Origin of the sequence: Paenibacillus sp. CR_12, from assembly GCF_041953985.1 — a bacterium.
Lineage (GTDB): Bacteria > Bacillota > Bacilli > Paenibacillales > Paenibacillaceae > Paenibacillus_AQ > Paenibacillus_AQ lautus_A.
Genome location: NZ_JAVFHO010000003.1, coordinates 381,160 through 406,818, shown reverse-complemented (window position 1 = coordinate 406,818; position 25,659 = coordinate 381,160). Strand labels below are relative to the sequence as shown.

The following is a 25,659-nucleotide window of genomic DNA, read 5'->3' as shown; positions in this document are numbered from 1 at the left end:
ATGAAAATAGCGGCATTCAGCGGATCACTCATCGATTACAGCATCCATGAAGCGATGTCGATCACGGCCGAACTCGGTTTTGACGGCATCGAAATCGCCTGCCGCGAACCGCATTTGAGCCCGGAGGCATCGCTTCCCCGGGTTCGCGAAATGAAGGCACTTGCGGATGGGCACGGTTTGGAGATTCCGGCATTGGCGGGTTACATGGGGCATTTCTCGATAAGCGGGGATGCCGAATGTGCCGGGGCCTATGATCAGTTCATGGGCCTGCTTGAACGCGCGGTGATGCTTGAAGCCGGCATGATCCGGATCTTTCAGGGAGGCCCGAATGCCTTCCTGGCGGAGGATTATCATTATGCCAAGGCGGCTTTCTGGATTCGGAAATGCGCGGAGGAAGCCCGCGCTGCAGGAAAACGGATCGTCCTGGAGATTCACAACCAGAGCCTGGTGGAGACGACGGACAGTGCACTGCGGCTCTTGGATTTGATTGGCGATGATCAGGTTGGCCTGATTCATGATGCAGGAAATATGTACATCACGGACACGGAATTTGGGGAAGAGTCGGTAAGGCAGCTAGGAAGCCGTTTGTTCCATGTGCATATCAAGGATGAACGGCGGATCGGGCAAGGAGGCGCCCCGGGAACGTTCAAGAATTTGACCCGTCACGGGGAAGAGTTCTTCCTGCAGTGCCGCCTTGGCGAAGGAGAAGTGGATCACGGCGGGCTGCTTAGGGGATTACGGGAACAGCGGTACGCGGGTTGGCTTACGCTGGAATGCGCAGCTCCCTATCCGCCGAAGGAACGGCTCGCTTATGATCTGCTCGTCATTAAGGAGTGGCTGCAGGCTGTGGAGGTGTCGACCGGATGACGGGGAACGCACGGAAATTTGGAATCATCGGCTGCCAGCATGCCCACATCGGCATGTTTATCGAGGAGATGCTGGCTCTGGGCTACGAATGTGCAGGAGTGTACGAACCGGACAATCAGACGTTAGCCCGCACCCTCGCCGACCGGTACGGCCTGGAGCTGACGGGGGATCGGGAGTCGATGCTGGCAGACGAAAGCGTAGGAATCATCGGCTGCGCGGCCATCAACGATGAGAAGATGGATGTCATGGAGCTGTGCGAGCTGCACGGCAAGCCGGTCATGATCGATAAGCCTGCCGTAACGGATCGGGCCGGACTCATCCGGCTGCGCGGCTTGTTGGATCGAGGAAGAATCGAGGTAGGCATGATGCTGACCGAACGTTTCCGTCCTTCTCTACACACCGTCCATCGGATGATTCGAGCGGGTGAATTGGGGGACATCATCCATATCTCGATGCGTAAGCCGCATCGGCTGAATCCGGAAACTCGTCCGGCCTGGCATTTTGACAGAGGGCAGTCCGGCGGCATCATCAACGATCTTTTCGTGCATGACTTCGACCTGTTAAGGTGGCTGACCGGCCGGGAAGTGGAGACGTCATCCGGTTATCTGGCGAAGCATATTCTGCCTGAATACCCGACCTTTTACGATGCGGCCGGCGTGCAGGTATTCATGGCTGGCGGGATCACGGCACAGCTATACGCGGACTGGCACACGCCCGCCGGCAGCTGGACTTGGGGAGACGGCCGGATATTCATTACGGGGACGCGCGGCATTGCCGAAATTCGGCTGGAAGGCGATCCCTTACTGTCCAGCGATGAGGTAGCGCTTGTAATCACCGATCAGGAGCTGCGTTCTTTGCCTTTAACGGCTCCGGCGTTCTCCCTCTCGCAGGATTTTCTGAACCGGGTGGCGGGAGAAGCGGGCCTGATCACGCATGACGATATTTACAAAGCCTCGGAGGCTACGGTGATGGCCGATGAGGGAGCACGGATCCTGATTAGGGAATAGAAGAAAGCACGGGCTTCGATGCAAACAGAACGGGAATGAGGGGGCTAGGGAACATGACGAAGGAAAAGCTGCCGGTTCGATTCGGGATCATCGGCTGCGGAATTATTGCGGATATCCATGCCAAGGGCATCATGAACACGGAGGAAGCCGTGCTTGCCGCCGTGTTCGATACGAAACGGGAATCGGCGGTCAAGCTGACTGAAACGTATGGAGGAGATGTCTGCGACACATTGGAGGAGCTGCTGGCGCGCGAGGATGTGGAAGTGGTCTGCATTTGCACGCCAAGCGGCATGCATGCAGAGCAAACGGCGATGGTTGCCCGGACGGGCAAGCATGTGCTGGTGGAAAAGCCGATGGCGATCAAGCTTGACGATATCGAGCGCATGATCAAGGTATGTGCGGAGAACGGGGTGCTGCTCGCCACCGTCTTTCCGAGGCGCATGTCCCCGCAGGCCGGGTATGCCCGCCAGGTCATTCAAGAAGGACGCCTCGGGAAGCTCAGTTTATGTTCGGCGTATGTCATGCTCTACCGCGATCAAGCCTATTATGACAGTGCGGGCTGGCGCGGGACCTGGGCGATGGACGGCGGCGGGGCGATGATGAATCAGGGAATACACACGGTGGATATGCTCCAATGGCTCGTTGGGCCCGTAGCATCCCTGTCGGCGAAGGCCAAAGCCGTGCTGCGAAATATCGAAGTCGAAGATACCGTTATCGCCGCCCTTGAATTTGCGAACGGCGCGCTCGGGGTCATGGAGATCACGACGACGGCCTGCGACGGCAAAGGGCAGCGGCTGGTCATTCATGGAGAGAAGGGCGTGCTTGTCATGGAAGAAGATACGATCGTATCCTTTGAAATCGATGGTGAACAAGTTCAGCTGCCTGAATTCGAAGCGTTCAAAGTTATACCTGACGGCCACCGCCTGCAAATTCAAGATATGGCGCTTGCCGTTCGCGAAGGCCGCGAGCCTATCGTCACCGGGGAGGACGGCCGGCATTCCCTGGAGATCATTCTCGGTACCTACGAGGCTTCCAGGCAGCGCAAGGAAATTCAATTGTTGACCGGAACGCCGGCGTTGTAAGGGATGGAGGTGACTTTATGAGGACTGAGGGAAACATCAAGCCTGTTCTTGAAAAAGCTCAAGATCAACTGAAGGTCCGCGTTTATGACCAGCGCGAAGCGATGGGGAAAGCGGCGGCCGCCGATATCCTCGAGACCATGCTGCGCCTGCTGGCCGAGAAAGAGCGCATTCGCATCGTCTTTGCGGCCGCCCCGTCCCAGAATGAGTGCCTGGCGGCGCTGGTTCAAGCGGAAGGACTGGACTGGAGCCGGGTAATTGCATTTCATATGGATGAATACATCGGCCTCCCCCCGTCGGCCCCGCAGCGGTTCGGGAACTTTTTATCCCGGCGGCTGTTTGATCGGGTATCTCCGGGAGAGGTGCATCTGATCGACGGTTTGAATGATCCTGAAGTTGAGTGCGATAGATACAGCCGACTGGTCGCCGCCGCGCCGATCGATATGGTGGTCCTGGGCATTGGCGAGAACGGGCATATCGCCTTCAACGATCCGCCTGTTGCCGATTTTGCCGACCCTTTATGGGTGAAGCGGGTCAAGCTGGACGAGGCTTGTCGCCTTCAGCAGGTGAATGACGGCTGTTTTGCGAGCCTGGAGGAGGTTCCGGCATACGCGCTTACGCTCACCGTTCCGGCGTTAATGTCGGGTGCCCATCTGTTCTGCGTCGTGCCGGGCGCAAGCAAGCGGGCAGCGGTGCAGCGGACGCTGCAAGGCGAGATAAGCGAGGCTTGTCCTGCCAGCATTCTTCGGCGGCATCCGGATTGCACGCTGTACGTCGACCTGGAGTCGTACGGGGAAATTCGAAATGGATAGCCACGATCGGGTTCGGGCAGGCCGCCATTATGCAACAGGCGAGCCAATGGAGCTGGCATGGAATCCGGACGGCCGGATCGAGCGAGTCCTTCCACGCGGCGCGGACGAGGAAATATGGGTTGCTCCCGGATTGATCGATCTTCAGATTAACGGCGGTTACGGATATGACTTCAATTCGCTGCCGCTTACAACGGATACGGTCATCCAGGCAACCCGGCGGTTATGGGAGAAGGGTCTAACCCTGTTCTACCCCACCGTCATTACCAACGGAGACGAAGAGGTCGAACAACTGCTGAGGGTTATCGACGCGGCTTGCCTGGAGGATGAAGCGGTCGGTTCAACCATAGGCGGGATTCATTTGGAAGGCCCCTTTCTTTCTCCGGAGGAGGGGCCCAGGGGAGCCCATGATTCCCGGCACATCAAGGCACCGGACTGGGCATTGTTTACGAGATGGCAGGCGGCATCGGGGAACCGGATTCGGATCGTCACCCTATCGCCGGAGTGGCCGGAAGCTGCGGGTTTTATCCGGGCGTGCGTCGAATCGGGAATCATCGTATCGATCGGGCACACCGCCGCTACACCCGAGCAAATCCGGGAAGCCGTGGAAGCAGGAGCGACGATGTCCACCCATCTGGGCAATGGCGCGCATCTGACGCTGCCGCGGCATCCGAATTATATATGGGAGCAGCTTGCGCAAGATCAGCTGTGGGCAGGCATGATCGCGGACGGGTACCATCTGCCGGATTCGGTCATCAAGGTGATGCTCCGCGCCAAGCAATCCAAAGCGGTGCTGGTCAGCGATGCCGTCTACTTAAGCGGAATGCCGCCAGGCGAATACGAGACCCATATCGGCGGTCATGTCGTCTTGACTCCCGAAGGCCGACTGCATCTCGCCCGCAAGCCCGAGCTGCTGGCCGGCTCGGGCATGATGCTTGCCGATGCGGTTTGGCGGCTGGCTCGGTCGGGACTGTGCACGTTTTCCGAAGCTTGGGACATGGCTTCGGTGCTGCCCGCCCAGGCCATGGGGCAAGGGGAACGCTATGGGCTGAAGAAAGGAGCCCAGGCCGACTTCGTGCTTCTGGAGAAGCGCGAGGAGGGCCTTCTCATCGTGGAGACCGTCAAGGGAGGGCGTTCGGTTTACCGGGCGGATCGATCGATGTTGAAATCATAAACAGGATGTTATGAGTTTTGAACGATGAACGACAAGCTTGAGGCCAAGACAACAAATATCCCTTCTTGAATTCAAGAAGGGATATTTGCATTCCTATTTATAGGGAGGCATCGGAAATTTAAACGCAGGGTTTTATTTCTTTTTGATAATAGTCATATAATCGATGGACGGAAGAACTGGACAAGATATGTGCGGCTCGTTCAATTTGCTCGCGTTCCCAATCGTACCATCGCATTTCCATTAACTTTTCGATGTCTTCGTCCGCAAAGCGTTTCTTTATCTCTTTGGCAGGGTTACCGCCTACGATGCTGTAGGGCGGGACATCTCTAGTAACAACCGAACCAGCCGCAACAATGGCGCCTTCGCCTATGGTCACACCTGGCATAATCATGGCATTCATTCCAATCCAAGCATCGCTTTCGATGACGGTATCGCCTTTTGGCGCGAAAGAAGCTTCAATCTGATCGACAAACGGGTACACGGTTACCCATTCAGGATGATGATTGTGATTTCCACCCATTAAAATAATGACGCCGCTTGCGATGCATACGTAATTTCCGATAATCAATTTATCGATATGCCAACCATAGTCTTCAATGGGATTAAACAACCTTCTGGATTTTGCATCCCCCCATAGATACCTAACGCAGCCATCTTCAAAATCATGATGATCGTAATAACCGGAATAGTATGAGTATTCTCCTACGCTTATCATCGGGTTTGTGACGATATCCTTCAGATACTTAATCTCGGACCAGTGTTCAAATCGATGTTGTTTCATTCTATTTCCTCGCTTCTAAGTAGAATAGATCATTTTTACTTAGAAGCTGAATACAGTAGCTACATTCTTAAACCTGATCAAACGACGAACCATCGTCCTCATCCTTTTCCTAATTGTTGATGAAATTGTAGCAAGGCGTGTTCTTTTCGTCAACGTACGCGGGTGCAAGGTTCCGATAAAATAATCCATACTCTTAGCCCAAAAGGAGAGTCAGCTGCCTCTAACCATACTTCGCCATCATCTCCGCGAGCATCCCCTTGATGCGAACCACCAGCTCCTGCGGCGCCTTCACGGTGGCTTCATTCCCTAATCCGATAAAAAATTTAGCAAAATACAAAAGTTCGCTGGCAGGGACGTTCTGATCAAGCCGTCCGCTTCCATCCGGCCGCATAGCGATATGGGGGACAGGACATAACTCAGATTCGCAGCGCTGAACGCCTTCCCGGCTCAAATCCACGACCATCCGGACATAGACCGATTTCTCCGTCCCGTATTCCCTCCAGTTCCCCAGATGGATGTGCCGGTGATCCCGCGGCTCGATGCCGGTTGCATCCTCAGCCACGGACTGCATGCGGTCGCAGCGGAACAGACGGAAATCATCGCGCAGAAAACAATAAGCGGGACAATACCAGAAGCCGTTGCTTGCATAGATGCCCACGGGCTGGATGCTTCGCGCGGCATAGCCGTCCCTGCTCTCGTATAACACCGTAACGACCCGCTGGTCGACGGCGGCATCCAGCAGAGCCCCGAGAGATTCAGCCTTCTGCTGTCTGGTATGCGTCAGAAAATCCACCCGGTTCTTCATCTGGTCAATCCGGTCGCGCACATCCCCGGGCATGTAATAATAAAATTTCTGAAGTGCGGTAGAGGACTCGGCTTCAAAGGGAAGAAATAGATAGTGACGCAGGGCGTGGCTGGCAAAAAACATCGCGACGGCTTCTTCCTCGCTGAAGGCGATCGGCGGGAGAACCCGTTCCTTCAGCACCTGGTAGCCGCCGTGCGGTCCTACCTCGGAATAGAGGGGGACTCCCAGTTCGCTGAGCTCCTGCAGGTCCCGCAAAATCGTGCGGGACGACACGCCGAATTGATCGGCCAGTTCTCGTACCGTGAATTTTCGCATTCGGTTAACGGTCATCATCAGCTCGATGAGACGTTTGGATTTGGACATAGGATCAGCTCCGAATCGTGGAATGACTATGACAATAGTTGTCACTATTATACGCTATACTTGCCGTAGAACCCAGAGCCCCCACATAACTAATAAATGGAGTGATGGAACGTGAGTCAATTGCATGAAATGAAGCAGCTGTTGTTCGAGGAGCTGGAGCTTATCGTTAGAACCAGTTCGAATCTGATCGGCAAAATTTCAGAAGCGCATTGGGATTACAGGCCTGCCCATAATATGAGATCGCTTCAGGAACTCGTGCATCATCTGGTTTCGGTGCCTGCGACGGACCTGTTGATTCTGCAAGAGAAGAGCGAAGCGGAGATCCGGGAACTGGAGGCAAGCATCGCCGCTGACGGCACGGACAAGGACAAGCTGATCTCTTGGATGACAAAGGGACTTGCCGATGTAAAATCCTACATGAATGGGCTGACAGATGAAGAATTTATGCAGAAGACTACGAGACCCTTCTATTTGGAGCACGGTTCAACCCAAGCCAAGTGGCTGATTGAAATCGTCACGCATGCCCAGCATCATCGGGCGCAAATGTTCAATTACCTGAAAGCCCAAGGCTATGAAGTAAATATGTTCGATCTATATTAAACGTCAGGTATGCAAAAGTGAGAACAGGGGGGAGAAGGATGCAGCGGCATGTACCGAGAAAATCGCCGAAGCTGCCGTTAACCGGCGGGGAACTGGCGAAGCTGCGGTCAAACAAAATGAAGCTTATCGATATTGCGCAAATGGATATCGAGTTATTGTCCGGCGTGCTTGGTGTTTCGGATAGCCGTGCCCAATATATCCGGGGACTGGCACAGTTTCAGACGGTTCCTTCGATCGGACCGAAAGTGGCTGAACGCGTAGTCCAGTTGGGGTATTACGCATTGGAAGATATCAAGGATGAAGACGCTGCCTCTTTAACGGACCGGATGGAAGCGAGCAGCGGTTTCTGGGTGGATCCTTGCGTGGAGGATGCGTTTCGCTGCATCGTACATCATGCCAATCATCCGGGGAGCGGGAAGAGCTGGCATGACTTTACCGAAGTGCGTAAGCAATTCAGGGAGCAGCACGGATACCCTCCAACCCGTCCAACTTTATCGTGGTACGACAAAAAAGATGGACAACCATAGGGTCCCTACCTTGACCTAGCAGGAGGCACTGCCACATGGCGGTGTCTTTTTTCTGGTGTTTACCAAACTTGAAAAATCGCTTGAAAGTGACGCTGCGTCATCCTGTACAATGACTTCAATGTTGAAAAGGGGTGGAGGTAAAGCAATGAAACGATATGCACCAGCTGCAATCCTATGGATCCTCGGCATGTTCTTGCTCAGCGCATGCGGTTCAAGGGATGAAGAAGAGGAACTCCAACGCGTAACGCTGGAGGAGGTTGAAGTGCTGGAGATCGACCATGGCAGCACGACCTTGTTCGTGGAGACAGCGGATGTGGAAGCATTGGAGGTTTCGCTGCTCCGAAGCGGCAGTTCCGCAGGAGCCGTTGTCGATCAAAAAGATAATCGGGTGAAGATTTCTTTAGATAACGATATCACTCGGATGTTCAATATCGGCCGGATGCCGCAGCTTCGCGTGAAAATTCCCGCGGACTATGCAGGGAAGGTCGAAATTGACGGTTCTTCCGGCAAGGTAACGGGAACCGGCTTGCAGAATCACAGCCTTCAGGTGAAGGGTAAAAGCGGGAATATCTCCCTTGCGTTCGCCCGTTTGAACAACGATGTGGATGTATCGGCGACTAGCGGAAACGTGAACATTCAGCTCGATGAAGAGACGCCTGATGCGACATGGGTGCTGCAATCCGGGAGCGGACGGAGGTCCATTGCCGTTCCGATCCAGGACAGGAACGAGAGCAACCGGAAGACGGAAGGGCGCACCGGTGACGGGGAGTTTGAGGTGAAGCTCAAAACCTCCTCGGGGAACATCTCGATAAAATAACCATGCGGAACTGAACGTAAGAAAAAAAGCATCCCCGTTCGGTCCTTTCCAAGAGTTCATTGCTTCCGGACTCTTGGAGCAGATCGTCAGAGGATGCTTGTCATCTTAACCTATGAAAAATTCTTATATGACAGCAAGGAATGATAGCACCTTATTCTTCAGCAGGCACAGAAGCCTTGGATGAAGCGGAGGATCTCATATATTGGGGCGGGTTTACGTCATCGATCAGCAGAATACCGTCGTATTGGTCGCGGGCGATTAAGCTTTCCGGAATCATCCCCCAGCTATAGGCAAAACGCGGCTCGAACATCCACGAGTTGCCTGCCTCGCGTTTTTGGTAACGCAGGTCAACGAAGGTATACGGCGAGCCTGCGGCCGAGAGGATCGATTCAATGGAGCCCGGCTCTGCCGGCAGGACGTCATGCACATTCCCCATATTATCCGCGGTTTGGCCGCTGGCCGGATACAGGCCAAGCACGTAACTGTATTTCTTCATTTCATCCGAGAGTTTCTCTCCCATTAAAGTCACCGGATATGGCGTACCCATCACCTCGGTTTGAGCTTTGCGGATGTGGTCGTTATGTCCCCACACGATGAATTTTTCCATCGGGTATACTTCGGTTGCCAGCCACATGAGATTGTCATGCATCGCCTGGTCCCGCCATTCCATCGATTCCAGGAACGGGACATAATCCCCGCCTTCCATGCCAAGCGTTGATTGAATGGAGAGCTCCACGTATTCCCGGGCTACCCGAATCCGGTCGTTCAGGGTCCGCTCGAGCAGCATGGACAGTTTGGGGTTATCCGGGTACAGCCGTTTCAGATGAGCTTCGTTTGCCTCCGTCTTTAATGATTCCAGAGCATCCTTGTACACTTGAATCAGCTGATGTTTCTCTTTGCGGTAAGCGTCTAGATCCGTGCCAAGAGAGTAGTCGGACAGTTTCTTCTCAGCTTCCGATAGACGCTTAGCCATGGCCTGATCCTGCAGCCATTGTCCGTCCAACAGCGGATGCTGCAGCTGCATGTCAAAACCGGTCAGCACGAGCGGCTGCTTGCTCTGTTGTGCTGTTTTAATGTAGTCGAACAACGGCAAAATCTCTTTGGACCACCAGACGCCGAAGATGGAATCCTTCATCGTTTGTTCCGCGCTCCGCTGCCCGGCCCTACCGTAAGCCAAGGAGCTGTTGCCAAGGCCGCTCTCAAAGGCCAGAACGTTGTACCCCATCTCCTGATGCAGGAACTGGATCAAGCGGGTCTTCGCCAGATTGAACTCGCCAACCCCGTGGGAGCTCTCCCCTAGAAACACGAAACGTTTGTCATGCAGCAAGGGCTTCAGCATAGCCAGATCCCTATACTGGTTAGTGCCGTTGGCTGTGTTGGCCGGGTGAATCGTATCCAGTCGATATACATGGTCTTTGGCCCAATTCTCCCACTCGGCAATTTTTTCATCCGACGTTCGTGCAGTCGTAACCTCGGTAACCTGCCCTTGGATGGGATCGGCGGCAGAAGCATATGTTTTTCCTTCAGGGATGAAGGTGGTTCCCAATAGGGAAGCGGTGAGCAAAAACACGGTGAATGCTTTTCTAGCTTTATGTAATGGCATGATAGATTAGGTCACTCCTTATATGATGATTGGTTATTAGTTCTTGCCTTGAAACGTTGGCGTCACCTCCTTAACCTTGTCGGCAATTGCTGTCTGGCGGCGTTAGTGAATTGAAATGCAGCCCTGCCCTAGTCTTCTTCCCAGAACAGATCGTTCAGCGTACGCGATAATGCCTTGCATATGGCAACGCACAGGCTGAGGGACGGATTATATTTCCCAAGCTCGATCAGGCCGATGGTCTGCCTGGAGACACCGACGATCTGGGCCAGTTCTTCCTGCGATAAATCCTTCTCGACGCGGGCCATCTTCAATTTGATGTTTTTCATGCGGCAGTCCCCCTAATATCCCTTTCTACGAGTCGAATGGATCGTTCTGCGACATTTTTTGGCTTACCTTGTTGGCGCCGTAGTGGATCAACCAATTCCCCCCGACAAAGAGCGGGATGTAGATGATCAGTGAGACGAGGAAAACGCTAAAGAAATATTTGAGCTCGGTCGCACTGTTGTCATTGCCAAACAGAACCGCGCTGCGGATACCGAAAAAAAGAGCAAGTGCGACACCGATAACAAGCCCCCATATCGCCGTACGCATGCTGAACGAAATTTTGCTCCGCTGGTCATGGACCTCCACTTCATCCGAGTAAATCCCCAGCGCCACGCTGCGTATCCCGAAATATAAGCTTCCTCCCAGAATGATCAGCATTTCCAGCCAGACGGGTTCCGTTCGCGGCAGCACAAAAGATTTGATGATGACGGAAATGCTGCAAATGACCATGATCAAGGTATACACCTCTTTATATAACTTGTTCTTCAAATTGACGATACGCTCATCCTCAACCGAGTTTTTCTTAAACCAATTCAAGCTCATCATTCCTTCCTTTTGGTTAGAGATACGTTCCTGAGATTTTCTGGATACATGCATTGTAATAGTATTTACGTCTTTTTGCAATATATATATGTCATTTTGAATTTAATATTTGTCTTTTAAGGTGAGAAGGTGGATAAAAGAGTCTCAAACACTCATCATAGTCTATAGGAGGAACTTATTCTTGATATATTTTGCTGAACCGGACGCTTGCCCTGGAGGTTTACATTCTGTGCTCGCGTGTTAGAATTGAATTAGGGCATCTCTCTTGCCCAAATTGATGTCGGGAGCGTGTTTTTTCTCATGATCCATTTCATTCGTTTACGCTAATGTGAGGTACAGATCCAAGTAGGCTCGGCCCTTTTTTTTGACAACTGCGGCTTGAGTTTATTTATCTGTGCCTTTTTTATTGCGATCAATCGAATGAAAGGATGATTTGCTGTGTCCAACAACGAAAAATTGTTAAAAAAAGCACAAAAACTTTCGATACACGAGAAGATGTTTCAATGCCCGATCTGCGGCGGTGCCATGAAGGTAGAACGCATGGCCAGCCTGGAATGCGAGAACAGGCATTGCTATGATATATCCAGACAGGGATACGTAAACCTGCTGAACCATTCATCCAAAACCAATTATGATAAGGCTTTGTTTGAGGCCCGAAACACGATCAGCGGCAGCGGCTTCTTCGGCCCCATGGTAGAAGCGGTAACGAATCGCCTGATCCAGGAGCTGAAGTCCCGGGAATCCGTGAAGCCTGTAAAACTGCTTGATGCAGGCTGCGGGGAGGGCTCCCATCTATCCGCCATCGGACATAAGCTTCGGGAGCACCCTTTGGTGCCGGATGTTCTCGGCGTAGGCATGGATATTGCCAAAGAGGGCATCGTTATGGCCGCCAAGATATCCCCTGATTCTATATGGTGCGTGGCCGATTTGTCCCGGAGCCCGTTTGCCGACCAACAGTTCGATTACATCCTGAACATTCTGTCCCCGTCCAATTATTCGGAGTTCAGGCGGCTGCTTGCGAGTGGCGGATCATTGGTGAAGGTAATCCCGGACAGCCTGTATTTGCAGGAGCTTAGAACCTTGTTCTATACAGGCACAGGCAAGGAGAATTACTCCAATGACAGCACAATAGAGCTATTCAGCCGCCACTTTGAGCAAATCGAAGCCGAGCGGGTGCAGTATCGAGTCATCCTGGATAACGATCAGATGAAACAGTTGATTCGCATGACGCCGTTATCCTGGAGCGCTTCGCCCGAGGCCATCGGACAAATGCTGGATGAAGCGATGGAGGTCACGGCGGACTTCAAAATCCTGTATGGATGGAATGAGGGATAACCATAACGGTCCTTCAGCCGAAAATGCCTCATATTTTGCTAAAGTGATCCAGTTGGGCGATAATAGGAGTAACGTTGTAAATATGAAAATAAGGTGGTTGACGATCATATGGCACTTCGAATGAATCCATATCTCGTGATGGACGGGAATGCTAAGGAAGCTATTCAATTCTATGAGAAGGCGTTGGATGCCCAGGTCATCATGGTTCAGACCTTCGGCGAGATGCCGGCGAACCCTGATTTTCCGCTGCCGGATAGCGCGAGAGATCGCATTTCCCACGCTTTGCTGAAGGTAGGAGAGACGGATTTGATGTTCTCCGATACGTTTCCCGGTCAACCGGTTCAATCCAGCAATCAGGTTCAGATCTGTATCATGACCGATCAGGCCGAACAGGCCAAGCGGATATATGAAGCGCTGCGGGAGGACGGTCAAGTGGTTATGCCCCTTCAGGAGACGTTCTGGAGCCCGGCGTACGGCATCGTGGCTGACAAATTCGGCGTGAACTGGAATATCTCCACGGAAGCGGAAGCGTAGAAGCTGATATATAAATGAACAAAAAGCCCTGACGATTTGCCGTCAGGGCTTTTTGTTCGGTTGCAGCGCAGTCGAGTTTCCTGAATTATGCCCGAGATCCGTCCCACCACTTATAGTAGATATGGACATGCCCGGCGGGGCTTGCCACGAGCGGATCGATAACGAGTGTTTTGCCGCTCACCTTCAACTCGATCACCTTCTTGTTCTTCTCCGCGGAGTCTATTTTCGCGAGGAAGGCGGAATCGACTTGGAAGCCATACAGCTGGAGGAGTTCGATCAGCATGCCGCGCTGGGTTTTATCGGCGGCATTGGAAAGCGCGATTCCGCTGAACTGCATAATCTGCGGCTCGAATTGAACGGACACGGCGTAATCCGTCTCACCGGTTTGCTTCGTGCTGGTCATCACGATTTTATTCGATCCGTCGTCATAAATGCGGTAGCCGCTGTACTTCGGAAATACCTTCTGGCGGATCACGAGGTACATCTCGTCCCGGTAAACGTCCCAAGGGGTTGGCAGCTTCGGCAGCATGGCCTCCGCGCTTGGCGCGGTAGGGCGGTCGTATAGGTTCGACATTCCGCGATCGGTCAGGTTTTTGATCAGCTGAAGCACTTCGGCCCGCGTGATGGTGCCGCTGCCTACATAGCCTTCAATCGTATTTTCACCTTTGATCCGGCCCTGCGCGTACTTTTTCCCCAGAACGTATTGAATGGCCTGATTCCCACCGTAGTTCACGCCGTCGGCGCTGGATATCAGCTCGGCCACATGGGCCCGCGTTATGTATTGGCTGCGCTTGGTTTTGTCAGCGAATCCGTGTACAGGATAGTTCTTGAAGTGCAGAAAATGATAATATTTATCCGACCATAGTTCGGTCAAATAGTTCTCCTGCAGGTCCTTGCCCGTAATGCCGACAATCAGCATGCGGATGAATTCGGCCTCGGTCACATTCTGATTAGGCATGAACATTCCGTTCGCATAGCCGTTGACAATCCCCTTGTCGACGCCCCATTCGATGGTCGTTTTTGCCCAGTGGTTATCAATATCCCGAAAAGTAACCCCGGCAAAAGCGCTGCCAGCTCCTACGAACAAAGAGACAGCCAGGAGTATAGGCGCACATAGTGTCCTGAACTTCAACATCTGCAATCCTCCATCTATAATTTGCTAAAATACTACAAAATACATTGTATAGGCCTATTTTTCGGGCGGTCAAGCATCAGAAAGCGGTTCCGAACAAAGATGGGCTGTTATAACTAGCTAACTAACTTTAGTGATACTAAGGGACTACAGGACCAAGGAAGTGCATAAATCTTCCGTTTTTGATGTGGGATATACGAAGGGAAGACATGTTTTTCATGAAGCATCCAGGGAGTGAGACACGCTGCCGTGCGAAAATATCCGGAGGTTCCAGAAATCGGATCTAGTCTAAAAGTTAGGGGTTCGGAGTTCCTATTGGAAGATGCCTTGCCATTAGGTAAAATATCCCTTGTTTACTATCTACAGAAGAGAGGCGAAAATCGATGAGATTGATGCGAAAATCGTTATTAACCTTATGCAGCCTTTTGCTTGCCGTCTCGGTTTTGGTGCCGCTAACAACGGTTCATGCAGCGGATCAGAAATGGATCAATCAAGTATGGAGCGAGTATAAATCCTATAACAAGAAGACGGTAAATGCGTATAACAATTACCAGAAACAAGCAGACAAGAAATATAAGGCGTTTTATAATGCCAGCCATGCCTCCCTGGACCAGCTCGAGAAAAAAGTGCTGGAGGATCAAAAGCAGTGGGACGAGAAGCTTCGAGCCGATTTGGAGCAGCTGAAGCTGAAGTATGAGGGAAACCGCGACCTAAAGGATAAGCTGGCACAATATGAACGGTTCATCAATCCAAGTTATTTAAACGGTCCGATGTGGAAGTATGCGAATGCCGCTAACCGCAATTATTTGAACAGTACCCTATGGAAACTAAGCAAAGAAATGAACGAGGATTATTTGAACAGCTGGATGTGGACATACAAGAAGACGATCACCCCGAGCTATTTGAACAGTTCCGCATGGAAATTCAGCAAAACGGTCAGTGAAAGCTATTTGAACAGCCCGATGTGGAAGCTCCGTAACGGATCCAGTACGTCGTACCTGAACAGTCCGATGTGGAAGTACAAACAAGGGAAAATCAGCAAAGCAACAGCTAAGAGCCAATACGGCAAGCTGTTTAAGGAACAGACAACCGCGATCTCCAAAGGCAATGCTGCAAGAAAATCCGAAATAACGAAAATGGCAAGCGGTACGCAGAAGAAGATAGACGAGCTATATAAGGAAACGGTGGTTATACTTGAGACACGTCGCGAGGAGGCGTTGAAGAGCATCTCCGACCTGCGGATCGAAATTGCCGGAGAAGGCTTGAAATGGGAAGCGCTGCTCGTGGAGAAACCGTAATTATCTATATTTTTAAGCCTACAAGAAAAGAGCTGCCCCAGATGGTCCTAACATGACCATAGGGGCAGCTTTTGTTTTTGTAAAAATGAAAACAAGAAAATGCAGGATATTCTTTGACTTTAACGATTATTTCACATAATATTATGTCAGTAACCTAACAAAAACTAACATAAATAACACGGAAGCTGAACGACAAATTCGCACTTAAGTAGGTTGATAACGATGAAAACGAAAGTGACGATTCAGGAAATCGCCGATTTCACAGGCGTGTCTAAATTCGCTGTATCCCGGGCCTTGTCGGGGAAATCCGGCGTCAGCCCGCAGACCAGGGACATGATCCTGAAGGCCGCCGGACAGCTTGGGTATTTCAAGGATCAGCCAGGCCAAGCGGCAGGAAGAAACCAGCAGCTCCAGGAGCCGGAGAACCGAAAATGGGCGGGGGCGGTACTGGTCCTGTTCCCGAATGTCCGATATCAGAATCGCGAATCGCTCTATTGGGGGCCGGTTTTTGACGGAATATCGACCCGCCTTAATCAGAAAGGGCTCGACATCCTGACGCTGACGGAGCCTTCGAATGACCACATGTTTTCCCTCCTGAATCCCCAGGGCATTCTCGGGATCGTAACGGTGGGAGCCGTGTCCACGCAAAATTTAATGGATATCAAGAAGCTGAACATTCCCGTGGTCATGGTAGACCACATGGACCCCGCGTTCCAATCGGACACGGTGTTCACCGACAATATGCACAGCATGAAACAAATCATGACCAAACTGATCAGCAAAGGATATAAAAAATATCAGTTCATCGGCAACATCGAAGATGCCCAGAGCTTTTACGAGCGCTGGATCGGTTTCTCGTCCGCGCTGGCCGATTACAAAATCGAGCATCGGCAGCTGCCTTCTCTGATCAGCCCGGAGATAGAGAACATACACGAAACGTTAGGCAAGGCTCTTGCCGGAAACGAGCTTCCGGAAGTGTTCGTTTGCGCTAATGATATCACCGCCATGTTTGCCATGGAGGCGCTCGGGAATCAGGGTATCGACGTACCGGGTCACGTACAGGTGACAGGGTTCGATAATACGTACGACAGCCTGCCGATTATGGCAACGGTGAACATCGACAAGGAATTGCTGGGGATGCGTGCCGTCGATCAATTGCTCTGGCGGATCGTGAACCCGGATTCCAATTATGAGCGTCTCCTTATTCAAGCCGATGTCATTGTTAGGGAATTGAATAACGCTGCGCGGGATACGGACGAACCATAAGCTGTACATGTAATGTTAAGTTAGCCCCGATGTCTTAAAGACATCGGGGCCTTTTTGTATTCATAACAAACAAATAACAATTATACGGATTCTATGATAGTCAATTAAGATAGAATAACAGTAATTTCAGTTGATATATAGGGATTTATAGCAAACAAGTCCGATTTTTGCTGAATTAAAATGTAAACGCTGTCGCTAATTATTTAGGTTATTTATAAAATAATATTTAGGTTGGTTGTTATTATTATCATAAAATATATTGACGTAATTACGATCCTGGTGTTATATTTTTTGGCAAACAGGGATAACGGATTGGGGGCGGGGGAACAACAGGATTGCCGGGAATGAAGCATCGACATCATCTTGGGGGTACTTGCATGACGTTAACAGGGCGTTAAACAAATAGGGGAGGTTTTTAGCGTGAGAAAAATGAAAGGGCTTTCTTTATTGCTTATCTGTTTGTTATTTTTGATTACCGCCTGCAGCGGCGGAGGGGCCAAGCAGGCGGAAGCGCCGCCGGCGACCCCGGCTCCCAGCACGGAAACCGCGGCAGAGACTCCTAAAGAAGAACCCGCCGAACCTGAAGCAGAACCTGTTGATCTGGGCGGCCGCGTGATTAAGGTAGCCGCTTGGTGGGACCTGAAGCCGGCAGGCACAACGGCCGGAGAGAAGGCACGCCTGGAGAAGATCGCCGAAATCGAGAAGAAATACAATTGCAAAATCGAATTCGTCAACGTTCCCTTTGAGGAGTACATGAATAAATTCACGACAAGCGTGCTGGCAGGCGAGCCGTTCGCCGATATCGTGCAGTTGGAGTACAAGTCGGCATTGCCGGCGATTATGAAGGGACAGATCCTGCCGATCAGCGAATTTACCACGGACAAAAACAACATCAATAACGAAGCGGATCTGCAGACGAAATATCCATCCATTGGCGGAGGGGAATACGGCTTCGATAATCCGACCTCCATCGGGCTCGGACTTCATTACAACCGCGACCTGTTTAAGAAGAACGGGCTTCCGGATCTTCAGGAGCTGTATGCCAAGGGAGAATGGAACTGGGATAAATTCATGGAGCTTGCCAAACAGGCAACCAAAGATACGAATAACGACGGGAAAACGGACGTATGGGGCTTCTCCGGTTGGGCCATTGATGCGGTAAAGCATTTCACCGCCGCTAACGGGGGCAAAATCGTAGACGATTCCAACGGCAAAGAAGGCTTGTCCGATCCGAAGACATTGGAAGCAGCCGAGTTCGTGAACCGCCTCTACAACGTGGAGAAGGTTGTGAAAGTCAAGAGCGGCAACAAAACGAATTGGGAAGAAACCAACACCTTCAAAGACGGCGACGTAGCCATGTTTACGGCGGCGGAATGGATGCTGGGCGACATTACATTCGAGGTTGGCGTGGTTCCGATTCCTGCCGGCCCGCAGGGATCGGCAGAAACAACGTATGCCAATACCGCCGCGTCCGCGAAGTTCATTGCCAAGGGCGTGAAAGATCCGGCCATCGTCTACCAAATTTACGAAGAGACGTTCGATATACCGCCGACCGAGGAATACCCGGGACAGGATTACCTGGAGAGCATCTATACCAATCAGGAAGACATCGACATGATTCGCGAGCATATTGCCGGAACCGGCGTCATCACGGTCGACGAAGCCTACACGGATTACCCTACGGGCGCTTTCATTGAGGACATTATCGTGAACAATCAATCGGTAACCGCTACGGCCGAGAAATATAAACAACAGGCACAGGCTGCTGTCGATAAAATGGGCAAATAAGATGGACGGGGGCGTTAAAGCTTAAAGCCGCGCCCCCTTCTCCTGAACAGGGGGATGAACATTGACACTTCAAACGCAGCTAAAAAAATGGATGACCCGGTTATTGGTTCTTGCGGCAATCTTGGCCGCTTTGACATTGTTCTTTAATAGAGGGGGAAATGAGTCCGGAGCCGGGGGGAGGCCGGAACACGGCGGGACAGAGCTTACATTGGAACGTCCCGCATCGCTGGTCAATCTCAGCACGCAGCCGGGGAAAATCATTTCCTATGTCCAATATTTGTCGGAACATGACGGAAAAGATCGACCTGATCATGAGATCATGATTCCCGCGGCGGATTACAGCCGTGCCGACGGCGGGGAATTCCGCAGGCTGGAAGCTTATGAGGGTCATCCCGGAACCTCGTTGTTCACGGGGGAGAAGGGTGAGGTGGAATGGAAGGTTCATGTAGAGGAGGAGGGATTGTACAATCTGTCCCTGCTCTATTATCCGGTGGAAGGAAAGAGTTCCTCCATTGAGCGTTCCATCCGCATCGACGGGGAGGTCCCATTCCAGGAGGCCGCTTATTTGCAATTCGACCGCATATGGGGTAACGCCAAGGACGGCATCGATCAGGATAACCAGGGCAATGACCTGAGGCCGAAGCAAATCGAACGCCCCGCTTGGACCACGGCGGTGCTGAAGGATGCGGATGGTTACATCACGGAGCCGCTTCTTTTTTACTTTGAGGAGGGGGAGCATACCGTATCTTTAACGGCCGTGCGGGAACCGATGGTTATCGGGGAACTCAAGCTGTTCCAGCAGGAGAGTCCGCCGACGTATGCCGAGCTGTACCGGCAGTATGAGGCTGAAGGGATTCGAAGAACCGAAGGCGCCTTGCTGGCGATTCAGGGAGAAGACGCAGTCGCCAAATCCTCGCCGACCCTGTATCCGCTAAGCGAGCGTTCGAGTCCGAGCGTCAGCCCTTACAGTGCGTCGAAAGTCCGAATCAACACCATCGGCGGCTTCAACTGGCGGCTGCCCGGACAGTGGATCGAATGGGAACTGGACGTCCCGGAGAGCGGGCTCTATAAGATAGCGTTCAAATCGCAGCAAAATTTTGTGAGGGGCATGTACTCGACGCGAAAGCTGACGATCGACGGGAAGGTTCCGTTTGAAGAAATGAACCACGTCGCTTTCCGCTTCAAGAACGGATATCGCATGGACGTGCTTGGGGGCGATGAACCTTATCTGTTCCGGTTGGAGCAAGGCAAGCATGTGTTACGCCTCGAGGCGAGTCTGGGTGAATTCGCTCCCCTCATTCATGAGGTGGAGGACAGTCTGCTCAACCTGAATGCCATGTACCGCAAAATATTGATGATCACCGGCACGAATCCGGATGAATTCAGGGATTACCGCGTAGAGCAGCGGATACCGGAACTGCTGGAAGCCTTCCGGTACGAAAGCGGCAGACTGAAAGCGGTCGCGGCCAGATTGGTTGAGCTGTCGGGTCAATCCGGCGACCAGGAGGCGCTGCTGAAGACCATGGCGCTTCAGCTGGATGAGATGATCGAGAAGCCGGATACGATTCCGCGCAGGCTGGAGGCCTACAAGACGAATACCGGCGGACTCGGAACATGGCTGCAGCAGGCAAGGGAGCAGCCGCTGGAGATCGATGCCCTCTATGTTGCATCAGCCGATGCCAAGCTGCCGAAGAGCGGAATGGGGGCTGCCGATAAGGTGAAGCATGAGGCGTCGACGTTCTTCAGCTCCTTCTTCATCGATTACAACAATATCGGTAACGTCACGGATGAGAAGAACCAGCGTTCGATCACCGTATGGATCGGCAGCGGCCGTGATCAGGCCAATACCATCAAGGCGATGATCGACGAGACCTTTACGCCGGAGACCGGCATCAACGTCAATCTGAAGCTGGTGAACATGGGGACGCTGCTCCCCGCCACTTTGTCGGGACAAGGACCGGAGGTCGCGATGCAGATCGGCAATGACCTCCCCGTGAACTTTGCCATGCGAAATGCCGCAGCGGACCTGACGCAATTCCCTGACTTCGAATCGGTAGCGGCCAGATTCCGGGACAGCGCCTTGGTGCCATACCGATACCGCAGCGGCGTATATGCGCTGCCGGAGACGCAAACCTTCAACATGATGTTCTATCGTAAGGACGTGCTGGAGGAGCTGGGTCTTGAAGTTCCGAAGACTTGGGACGATGTGGCCAGCCTGCTTGCCGTATTGAACAAAAATCATATGCAATTCGGTCTTCCCGTCGTGGCGCAGGCACCGGATCAGTGGACCACGCTGCCACCGAATTCGATGTATGCGGCGCTCCTGATGCAATCCGGCGGACAATTCTACCGCAACAACGGCCGGGAGTCGGATCTGGATTCCAAGATCGGGCTGGAAGCATTTAAACAGTGGACGGAGTATTACACCGACTACAAGCTGGAACGGGAATACGATTTTGCGAACCGGTTCCGTACCGGACAGATGCCGATCGGCATTTCCGATTACACCACTTATAACCAGCTGTCGGTGTTCGCGCCGGAAATCCGCGGCGTATGGGGGTTCGCCCCCGTTCCGGGAACCGTTCAGGCGGACGGCACGATTGACCGCACCGTACCGAGCGGCGGCAGCGCCGTGCTGATGCTGGACGATGCGAAGGACAAGGATGCGGCCTGGGAATTCTTGAAATGGTGGACCAGCGATGCGACGCAGACGAATTTCGGCCGCGAAATGGAAGGGCTGATGGGCGCGGCGGCCCGCTATCCGACCGCCAACATCAAGGCGCTGGACAGTCTGCCGTGGCCGGTAGCCGACTACGAGAATTTGAAATCCCAATTCGAATGGGTTCAGGGAATACCCGAGGTGCCGGGCGGTTATTCGACGGGCAGGCATTTGTTCAATGCCTTCTATCGTGCGGTCATCAGCGGCATCGAGCCGCGGGAGGCCTTGATGGATTCGGTGCAGTATATTCACGACGAAATCCGAACCAAGCAAGCAGAATTCGGCGAGCTGCAGGAATAGGGGGAGTCCAATTTGCATAATGCCAGCCTTCAGGATCCTGAAGTTACGATGTCAGCCGCAATCCGCCCCGTCAAGCCGCAATCCTGGTGGAGGCGGAAGCTGGCGGAGATGAAGGCCAGCAAGCATTCCTATATTTTGCTTGCGCCTTATATGATCCTGTTCACGCTGTTTACCGTTTTTCCGGTCGTCATTTCGATGATTCTCAGCTTTACGTACTTCAATATGCTGGAGTTTCCGCGGTTTGTCGGCTGGGATAATTATACGCGCCTGTTCCTGGAGGACGATATCTTTCTGGTCGCGCTGAAGAACACGCTGCTCTTTGCCGCCATAACGGGACCCATCAGTTATTTGGCCTGCTTCCTGTTTGCCTGGGTCATCAATGAGCTGGGTCCGCGGCTGCGGGCGTTCATGACCCTGATCTTCTATGCGCCTTCGATCTCGGGGAACATTTACTTCATCTGGCTGATGATCTTCTCGGGAGACCGCTACGGCATAGCGAACGGCATGCTGATTAAGCTGGGCATCATCCTGGAGCCGATCCAATGGCTGAAAACCGAAGCGATGATCATGCCGATTATCATTTTGGTCCAGCTGTGGCTCAGCCTCGGAACCGGCTTCCTGGCCTTCATCGCCGGACTTCAAACCGTGGATAAAACACTCTACGAAGCGGGTGCCGTGGACGGGGTCCGCAACCGCTGGCAGGAGCTGTGGTTCATAACGCTGCCTTCGATGCGGCCGCAGCTTATGTTCGGCGCGGTCATCCAGCTTACGACATCGTTTGCCGTGGCCGACGTATCGATTGCGCTGGCCGGTTTCCCGAGCGTGAACTACGCGGCGGAAACCATCGTCACGCATCTCATCGATTTCGGGACTACGCGCTTTGAGATGGGTTTTGCGTCGGCGATTGCGACCGTGCTGTTCATCCTGATGGTGGGAACCAACCTGATCGTCCAAAAATTGCTGCGCAAGGTAGGTGAGTAGACGCGTGAGGGTTACATACGAACTTCCGAAAAAACGGGACGGCCGCCTGCTGAACGTCAGGCTTAAAGCTCGCAGCAAACGGGTAAACCGCTCGTTCATGGGGACCTTCTCCCTGTTTGCGCTGCTGGCGGTGTTCGGCGCTTTCATGGCGCTGCCCCTGGTGTACGCCATCAACAACGCGTTCAAGCCGCTGGACGAAATTTTCCTGTTCCCGCCGACGCTGTTTGTCCGCAATCCGACATGGAATAACTTTTCCGATTTGATCAATCTGCTCGGCCAGTCCTGGGTACCGTTCTCGCGGTATATCTTCAATACGGTTTTCATAACCGGGGTCGGCATTGTCGGTCATGTGATCTTTGCATCCGCGGCGGCTTATCCGCTGGCCAAACACAAGTTTCCGGGCAAGGTGTTCCTCTTCCAGGTCGTCGTGCTATCGCTGATGTTCACGCCGGTCGTTACGGCAACGCCGAATTATATGATCCTGTCGTGGCTGGGGCTCATCGACACCTATTGGGCCGTCATTATACCGGCTTTCGGCTATTCGCTAGGGTTATATCTGATGAAGCAGTTCATGGAACAGATACCGGATGCCCTATTGGAAGCGGCCAAAATCGACGGAGCGAGCGAATACCGGATCTTCTGGTCCATCGTGATGCCGAACGTGAAGCCGGCGTGGCTCACGCTGATCATATTGCTGTTCCAGATCTTGTGGGGAACCGACGGCAACGGCTTTATTTACAGCGAACAGCTTAAGACCCTGCATTATGCATCCAATCAGATCATTCTGGGCGGTATTTCCCGGGCCGGCGCGGGCGCGGCCGTGGCAGTCATCCTGATGAGTGTGCCGATTGTGCTCTTTCTGTTCTCGCAGAGCCGGATCATCGAGACGATGGCGACCTCCGGGATGAAGGATTAGGGAGGGGATCAGATGTCAGCGAAAAAATGGTTGCTAACTCTCGCGGCGGCCTCCCTGCTGCTTACCGGCCTAATGCCGGGGAGCGTCTCCGCCAGTGCTCCGTACGAGAGCTATATCTACAATTATTGGGAGGAAACGGTTGCCGTGCCTGCGGCTTATTTGCCGGAACGCGCCGTTACGGGGAAGGAGCTGGGCATTGGGGATTTTTTGGATCCGAGCGATATGCATGTGTCGGAAGCCGGAAACGTCTACGTGCTGGACAGCGGCAACAAACGGATCGTCGTCCTGGACGACACGTGGAACGTGATCCGTGTGATTGATTCTTTCATGAACGAAGGGAAAGAGGACGGTTTTGCAAATCCTGCCGGCATCTTCATTGACGGGGACGAGCAAATCTATGTTGCGGATACGGACCATCAACGGGTTGTCGTGTTGACGACGGAAGGGTCGCTTGTCCGCATCATGGAGCAGCCGGAGTCGGATGTGCTGCCACAAGGCTTTCAATTCATTCCCCTGAAAGTAGCGGTGGATGATGCCAAACGGGTATTCGTTGTCGCCCGCGGCGTTTACGAAGGCATTATGCAGTTCGAGGAGGACGGTACCTTTCTCGGGTACGTCGGAACGATCAAGGTAAAGCGCGATTATGGCGATTATTTCTGGAGATTGGTATCGACGAACGCGCAGAAAGCCCAGATGAGACTGTTCATCCCGACCGAGTTCTCCAATCTGGATATGGACGGCAAGGGGTTCGTCTATGCCACGAATATTGACGTCGGATCCAGGGAACCGATGAAACGCCTCAATCCGTCGGGAGAGGATGTGCTAAAGCGCTTCGGCTACTTTCCGGTTGCGGGAGATATTTATTATCGAAGAACGGTGGGGCCATCCAAGTTCGTTGATATTAAGGTGCTCGGCGACGGGATGTACAGCGCGCTGGACTCTACCCAAGGTCGCGTCTTCACATACGACGAGACCGGCAATCTGCTGTTCGTATACGGCGGCATCGGGAATCAGCTGGGCCTATTTAAGACGCCGGCGGCGATTGAACGGCTTAGGGACCGTCAGCTTGTGCTGGACCGGGGAAAGGCAAGCATCGTCATATTCGAGCCGACCGAGTTCGGGAAGCAGGTTAACCTTGCCGTCCGCCATCATTACCGGGGAGAAGACGCGGAGGCGGAGAGTTACTGGGAACGGGTTCTTCAGCTCAATGCGAACTATGACATCGCTTATATCGGCATCGGGAAAGCGAAGCTCATGAAGGGGGAGAACAAGGAAGCCCTTAAGTATTTTGAGCTGGGCATGGACCGCAAGAATTATTCCGTGGCGTATAAACGATATCGCAGGGAGGTCATGAAGGAGCATTTCGGCACCTTTTTATCGGCAGGGACCGGGGGCCTGCTGCTCTACGCGGTCTATAGAACGGTAAGATACCGAAAGCAGAGGAGGGCAGGAAAGCATGAAGCAGGACTATCTTAAATTCCCCCTTCATTTGATCGTTCACCCCTTCGACGGATATTGGGATCTGAAGTACGAAAATCGGGGGCGGCTCGGTGTCGCTTATCTCGTATTGGCGCTCGTGGTCATTGCCATGATTCTGCAGCGGCAGTATGCGGGATTTCTGGTCAACTACAATGATCCGCGGACGCTGAGCAGCATCGACGAACTGATATTTATCGTCCTCCCGTTCTTCCTGTGGTGCGTCTCCAACTGGTCGGTCACCACGCTCATGGGCGGTGAAGGGAAGTTTAAGGAGATCGTGATGGCCAGCGCATATGCCCTCATTCCGATGGTTCTGATCTATCCGCCCATGACGCTGGCGAGCCGGTTCATGGTCCAGGAAGAGACCGTGTTCTATTATCTGCTAACGACGGTAGCAGCGATCTGGTTTATCGGGCTGCTCTTTGTCGGCACGATGACGGTCCACCAATACTCGGCCGGCAAAACGGTCGTCACGATGTTACTGAGCCTGATCGTCATGGGCATTATCGTATTTCTGGGCACGCTCGTCCTGAGTATGCTGCAGCAGATTTACACGTTCGTTGTCAACGTTTACCGAGAGATCATTTTCAGGCAATAAGGAGGCCGTGGGCC

The 25,659-nt window shown here is 52.8% G+C and carries 24 protein-coding genes; 18 read left to right on the top strand and 6 right to left on the bottom strand.

The genetic code is table 11. The features are described from left to right. The 5 genes from RB297_RS14065 to RB297_RS14045 are packed head-to-tail and all read left to right on the top strand — an operon-like array spanning nucleotide 1 to nucleotide 4,936. Entirely contained in the window at nucleotides 1-867 is an 867-nt protein-coding gene (locus RB297_RS14065; RefSeq protein ID WP_375120739.1) for a sugar phosphate isomerase/epimerase family protein, read from the top strand. Then, a complete protein-coding gene (locus tag RB297_RS14060) occupies nucleotides 864-1,874 on the top strand; it encodes a Gfo/Idh/MocA family protein (protein WP_375120738.1) in 1,011 nt (336 codons plus the stop codon). The genes RB297_RS14065 and RB297_RS14060 overlap by 4 nt, the downstream gene beginning before the upstream one ends. Nucleotides 1,875-1,927: 53 nt before the next feature. Next, entirely contained in the window at nucleotides 1,928-2,956 is a 1,029-nt protein-coding gene (locus RB297_RS14055) for a Gfo/Idh/MocA family protein (RefSeq protein ID WP_375120737.1), read from the top strand. A 17-nt stretch (nucleotides 2,957-2,973) separates the two neighbouring features. After that, entirely contained in the window at nucleotides 2,974-3,765 is a 792-nt protein-coding gene (locus RB297_RS14050; protein WP_213580425.1) for a glucosamine-6-phosphate deaminase, read from the top strand. Further along, the gene (locus tag RB297_RS14045) at nucleotides 3,758-4,936 is read left to right on the top strand and encodes an N-acetylglucosamine-6-phosphate deacetylase (RefSeq protein ID WP_375120736.1); all 1,179 of its coding nucleotides are present in this window, start codon (nucleotides 3,758-3,760) and stop codon (nucleotides 4,934-4,936) included. Before RB297_RS14050 ends, RB297_RS14045 begins: the two co-directional genes overlap by 8 nt. Before the next feature lie 118 nt (nucleotides 4,937-5,054). Here RB297_RS14045 and RB297_RS14040 read toward each other — a convergent pair whose 3' ends face one another. Further along, a complete protein-coding gene (locus RB297_RS14040; protein ID WP_096775170.1) occupies nucleotides 5,055-5,717 on the bottom strand; it encodes a CatB-related O-acetyltransferase in 663 nt (220 codons plus the stop codon). Nucleotides 5,718-5,937: 220 nt separating this feature from the next. Beyond that, nucleotides 5,938-6,885 carry a helix-turn-helix transcriptional regulator gene (locus tag RB297_RS14035; protein WP_096775171.1) on the bottom strand — a complete coding sequence of 316 codons (948 nt, stop codon included), beginning with the start codon at nucleotides 6,883-6,885 and terminating at the stop codon, nucleotides 5,938-5,940. A 111-nt stretch (nucleotides 6,886-6,996) separates the two neighbouring features. Here RB297_RS14035 and RB297_RS14030 point away from each other — a divergent pair, with 111 nt between their 5' ends. The 3 genes from RB297_RS14030 to RB297_RS14020 all read left to right on the top strand — a co-directional run bounded on the left by RB297_RS14030 (nucleotide 6,997) and on the right by RB297_RS14020 (nucleotide 8,829). Next, entirely contained in the window at nucleotides 6,997-7,485 is a 489-nt protein-coding gene (locus RB297_RS14030) for a DinB family protein (RefSeq protein ID WP_145038862.1), read from the top strand. Between the two features lie 38 nt (nucleotides 7,486-7,523). Continuing rightward, a complete protein-coding gene (locus tag RB297_RS14025; protein WP_375120735.1) occupies nucleotides 7,524-8,012 on the top strand; it encodes a helix-hairpin-helix domain-containing protein in 489 nt (162 codons plus the stop codon). 145 nt (nucleotides 8,013-8,157) lie between these two features. Beyond that, complete coding sequence (locus tag RB297_RS14020) at nucleotides 8,158-8,829, top strand: DUF4097 family beta strand repeat-containing protein (RefSeq protein WP_375120734.1); 672 nt, start codon at nucleotides 8,158-8,160, stop codon at nucleotides 8,827-8,829. 151 nt (nucleotides 8,830-8,980) lie between these two features. Here RB297_RS14020 and RB297_RS14015 read toward each other — a convergent pair whose 3' ends face one another. From RB297_RS14015 to RB297_RS14005, 3 genes are all read right to left on the bottom strand, one after another. Beyond that, nucleotides 8,981-10,432, bottom strand: coding sequence for an erythromycin esterase family protein (locus tag RB297_RS14015; protein ID WP_375120733.1), 1,452 nt, complete (start codon nucleotides 10,430-10,432; stop codon nucleotides 8,981-8,983). 128 nt (nucleotides 10,433-10,560) lie between these two features. Continuing rightward, nucleotides 10,561-10,758 (bottom strand): helix-turn-helix transcriptional regulator, encoded by a 198-nt coding sequence (locus tag RB297_RS14010; protein WP_009594955.1) that lies wholly within the window; start codon nucleotides 10,756-10,758, stop codon nucleotides 10,561-10,563. A gap of 25 nt (nucleotides 10,759-10,783) precedes the next feature. Continuing rightward, entirely contained in the window at nucleotides 10,784-11,299 is a 516-nt protein-coding gene (locus tag RB297_RS14005) for a DUF6773 family protein (protein WP_096775176.1), read from the bottom strand. A gap of 438 nt (nucleotides 11,300-11,737) precedes the next feature. Between RB297_RS14005 and RB297_RS14000 the strand changes: the two genes are divergently transcribed. Together RB297_RS14000 and RB297_RS13995 are read left to right on the top strand one after the other, a co-directional pair. After that, nucleotides 11,738-12,634 (top strand): putative RNA methyltransferase, encoded by an 897-nt coding sequence (locus tag RB297_RS14000; protein WP_375120732.1) that lies wholly within the window; start codon nucleotides 11,738-11,740, stop codon nucleotides 12,632-12,634. Nucleotides 12,635-12,742: 108 nt separating this feature from the next. Beyond that, complete coding sequence (locus tag RB297_RS13995; RefSeq protein ID WP_192569503.1) at nucleotides 12,743-13,168, top strand: VOC family protein; 426 nt, start codon at nucleotides 12,743-12,745, stop codon at nucleotides 13,166-13,168. An 85-nt stretch (nucleotides 13,169-13,253) separates the two neighbouring features. Here RB297_RS13995 and RB297_RS13990 read toward each other — a convergent pair whose 3' ends face one another. Beyond that, nucleotides 13,254-14,303, bottom strand: a complete 1,050-nt coding sequence (locus tag RB297_RS13990) for an S-layer homology domain-containing protein (RefSeq protein ID WP_096775179.1) — start codon at nucleotides 14,301-14,303, stop codon at nucleotides 13,254-13,256. Between the two features lie 380 nt (nucleotides 14,304-14,683). On the opposite strand from RB297_RS13990, the gene RB297_RS13985 reads away from it, so the two are divergent. From RB297_RS13985 to RB297_RS13950, 8 genes are all read left to right on the top strand, one after another. Continuing rightward, nucleotides 14,684-15,598, top strand: a complete 915-nt coding sequence (locus tag RB297_RS13985; RefSeq protein WP_375120731.1) for a coiled-coil domain-containing protein — start codon at nucleotides 14,684-14,686, stop codon at nucleotides 15,596-15,598. A 222-nt stretch (nucleotides 15,599-15,820) separates the two neighbouring features. Continuing rightward, nucleotides 15,821-16,864 (top strand): LacI family DNA-binding transcriptional regulator, encoded by a 1,044-nt coding sequence (locus tag RB297_RS13980; RefSeq protein WP_036662263.1) that lies wholly within the window; start codon nucleotides 15,821-15,823, stop codon nucleotides 16,862-16,864. Between the two features lie 420 nt (nucleotides 16,865-17,284). Then, complete coding sequence (locus tag RB297_RS13975; RefSeq protein WP_096775181.1) at nucleotides 17,285-18,652, top strand: ABC transporter substrate-binding protein; 1,368 nt, start codon at nucleotides 17,285-17,287, stop codon at nucleotides 18,650-18,652. Between the two features lie 61 nt (nucleotides 18,653-18,713). Next, on the top strand, nucleotides 18,714-21,671 hold the full coding sequence (locus RB297_RS13970; RefSeq protein ID WP_096775182.1) for an extracellular solute-binding protein: 2,958 nt from the start codon (nucleotides 18,714-18,716) through the stop codon (nucleotides 21,669-21,671). Between the two features lie 12 nt (nucleotides 21,672-21,683). Continuing rightward, nucleotides 21,684-22,652: a carbohydrate ABC transporter permease gene (locus RB297_RS13965; protein ID WP_096775183.1), complete on the top strand. Its 969-nt coding sequence runs from the start codon at nucleotides 21,684-21,686 to the stop codon at nucleotides 22,650-22,652. 4 nt (nucleotides 22,653-22,656) lie between these two features. Next, a complete protein-coding gene (locus tag RB297_RS13960) occupies nucleotides 22,657-23,568 on the top strand; it encodes a carbohydrate ABC transporter permease (RefSeq protein ID WP_009589726.1) in 912 nt (303 codons plus the stop codon). 12 nt (nucleotides 23,569-23,580) lie between these two features. Continuing rightward, nucleotides 23,581-25,044 carry a gluconolactonase gene (locus RB297_RS13955; RefSeq protein WP_096775184.1) on the top strand — a complete coding sequence of 488 codons (1,464 nt, stop codon included), beginning with the start codon at nucleotides 23,581-23,583 and terminating at the stop codon, nucleotides 25,042-25,044. Beyond that, complete coding sequence (locus RB297_RS13950) at nucleotides 25,025-25,645, top strand: Yip1 family protein (protein ID WP_096775185.1); 621 nt, start codon at nucleotides 25,025-25,027, stop codon at nucleotides 25,643-25,645. The genes RB297_RS13955 and RB297_RS13950 overlap by 20 nt, the downstream gene beginning before the upstream one ends. Nucleotides 25,646-25,659: the final 14 nt, after the last annotated feature.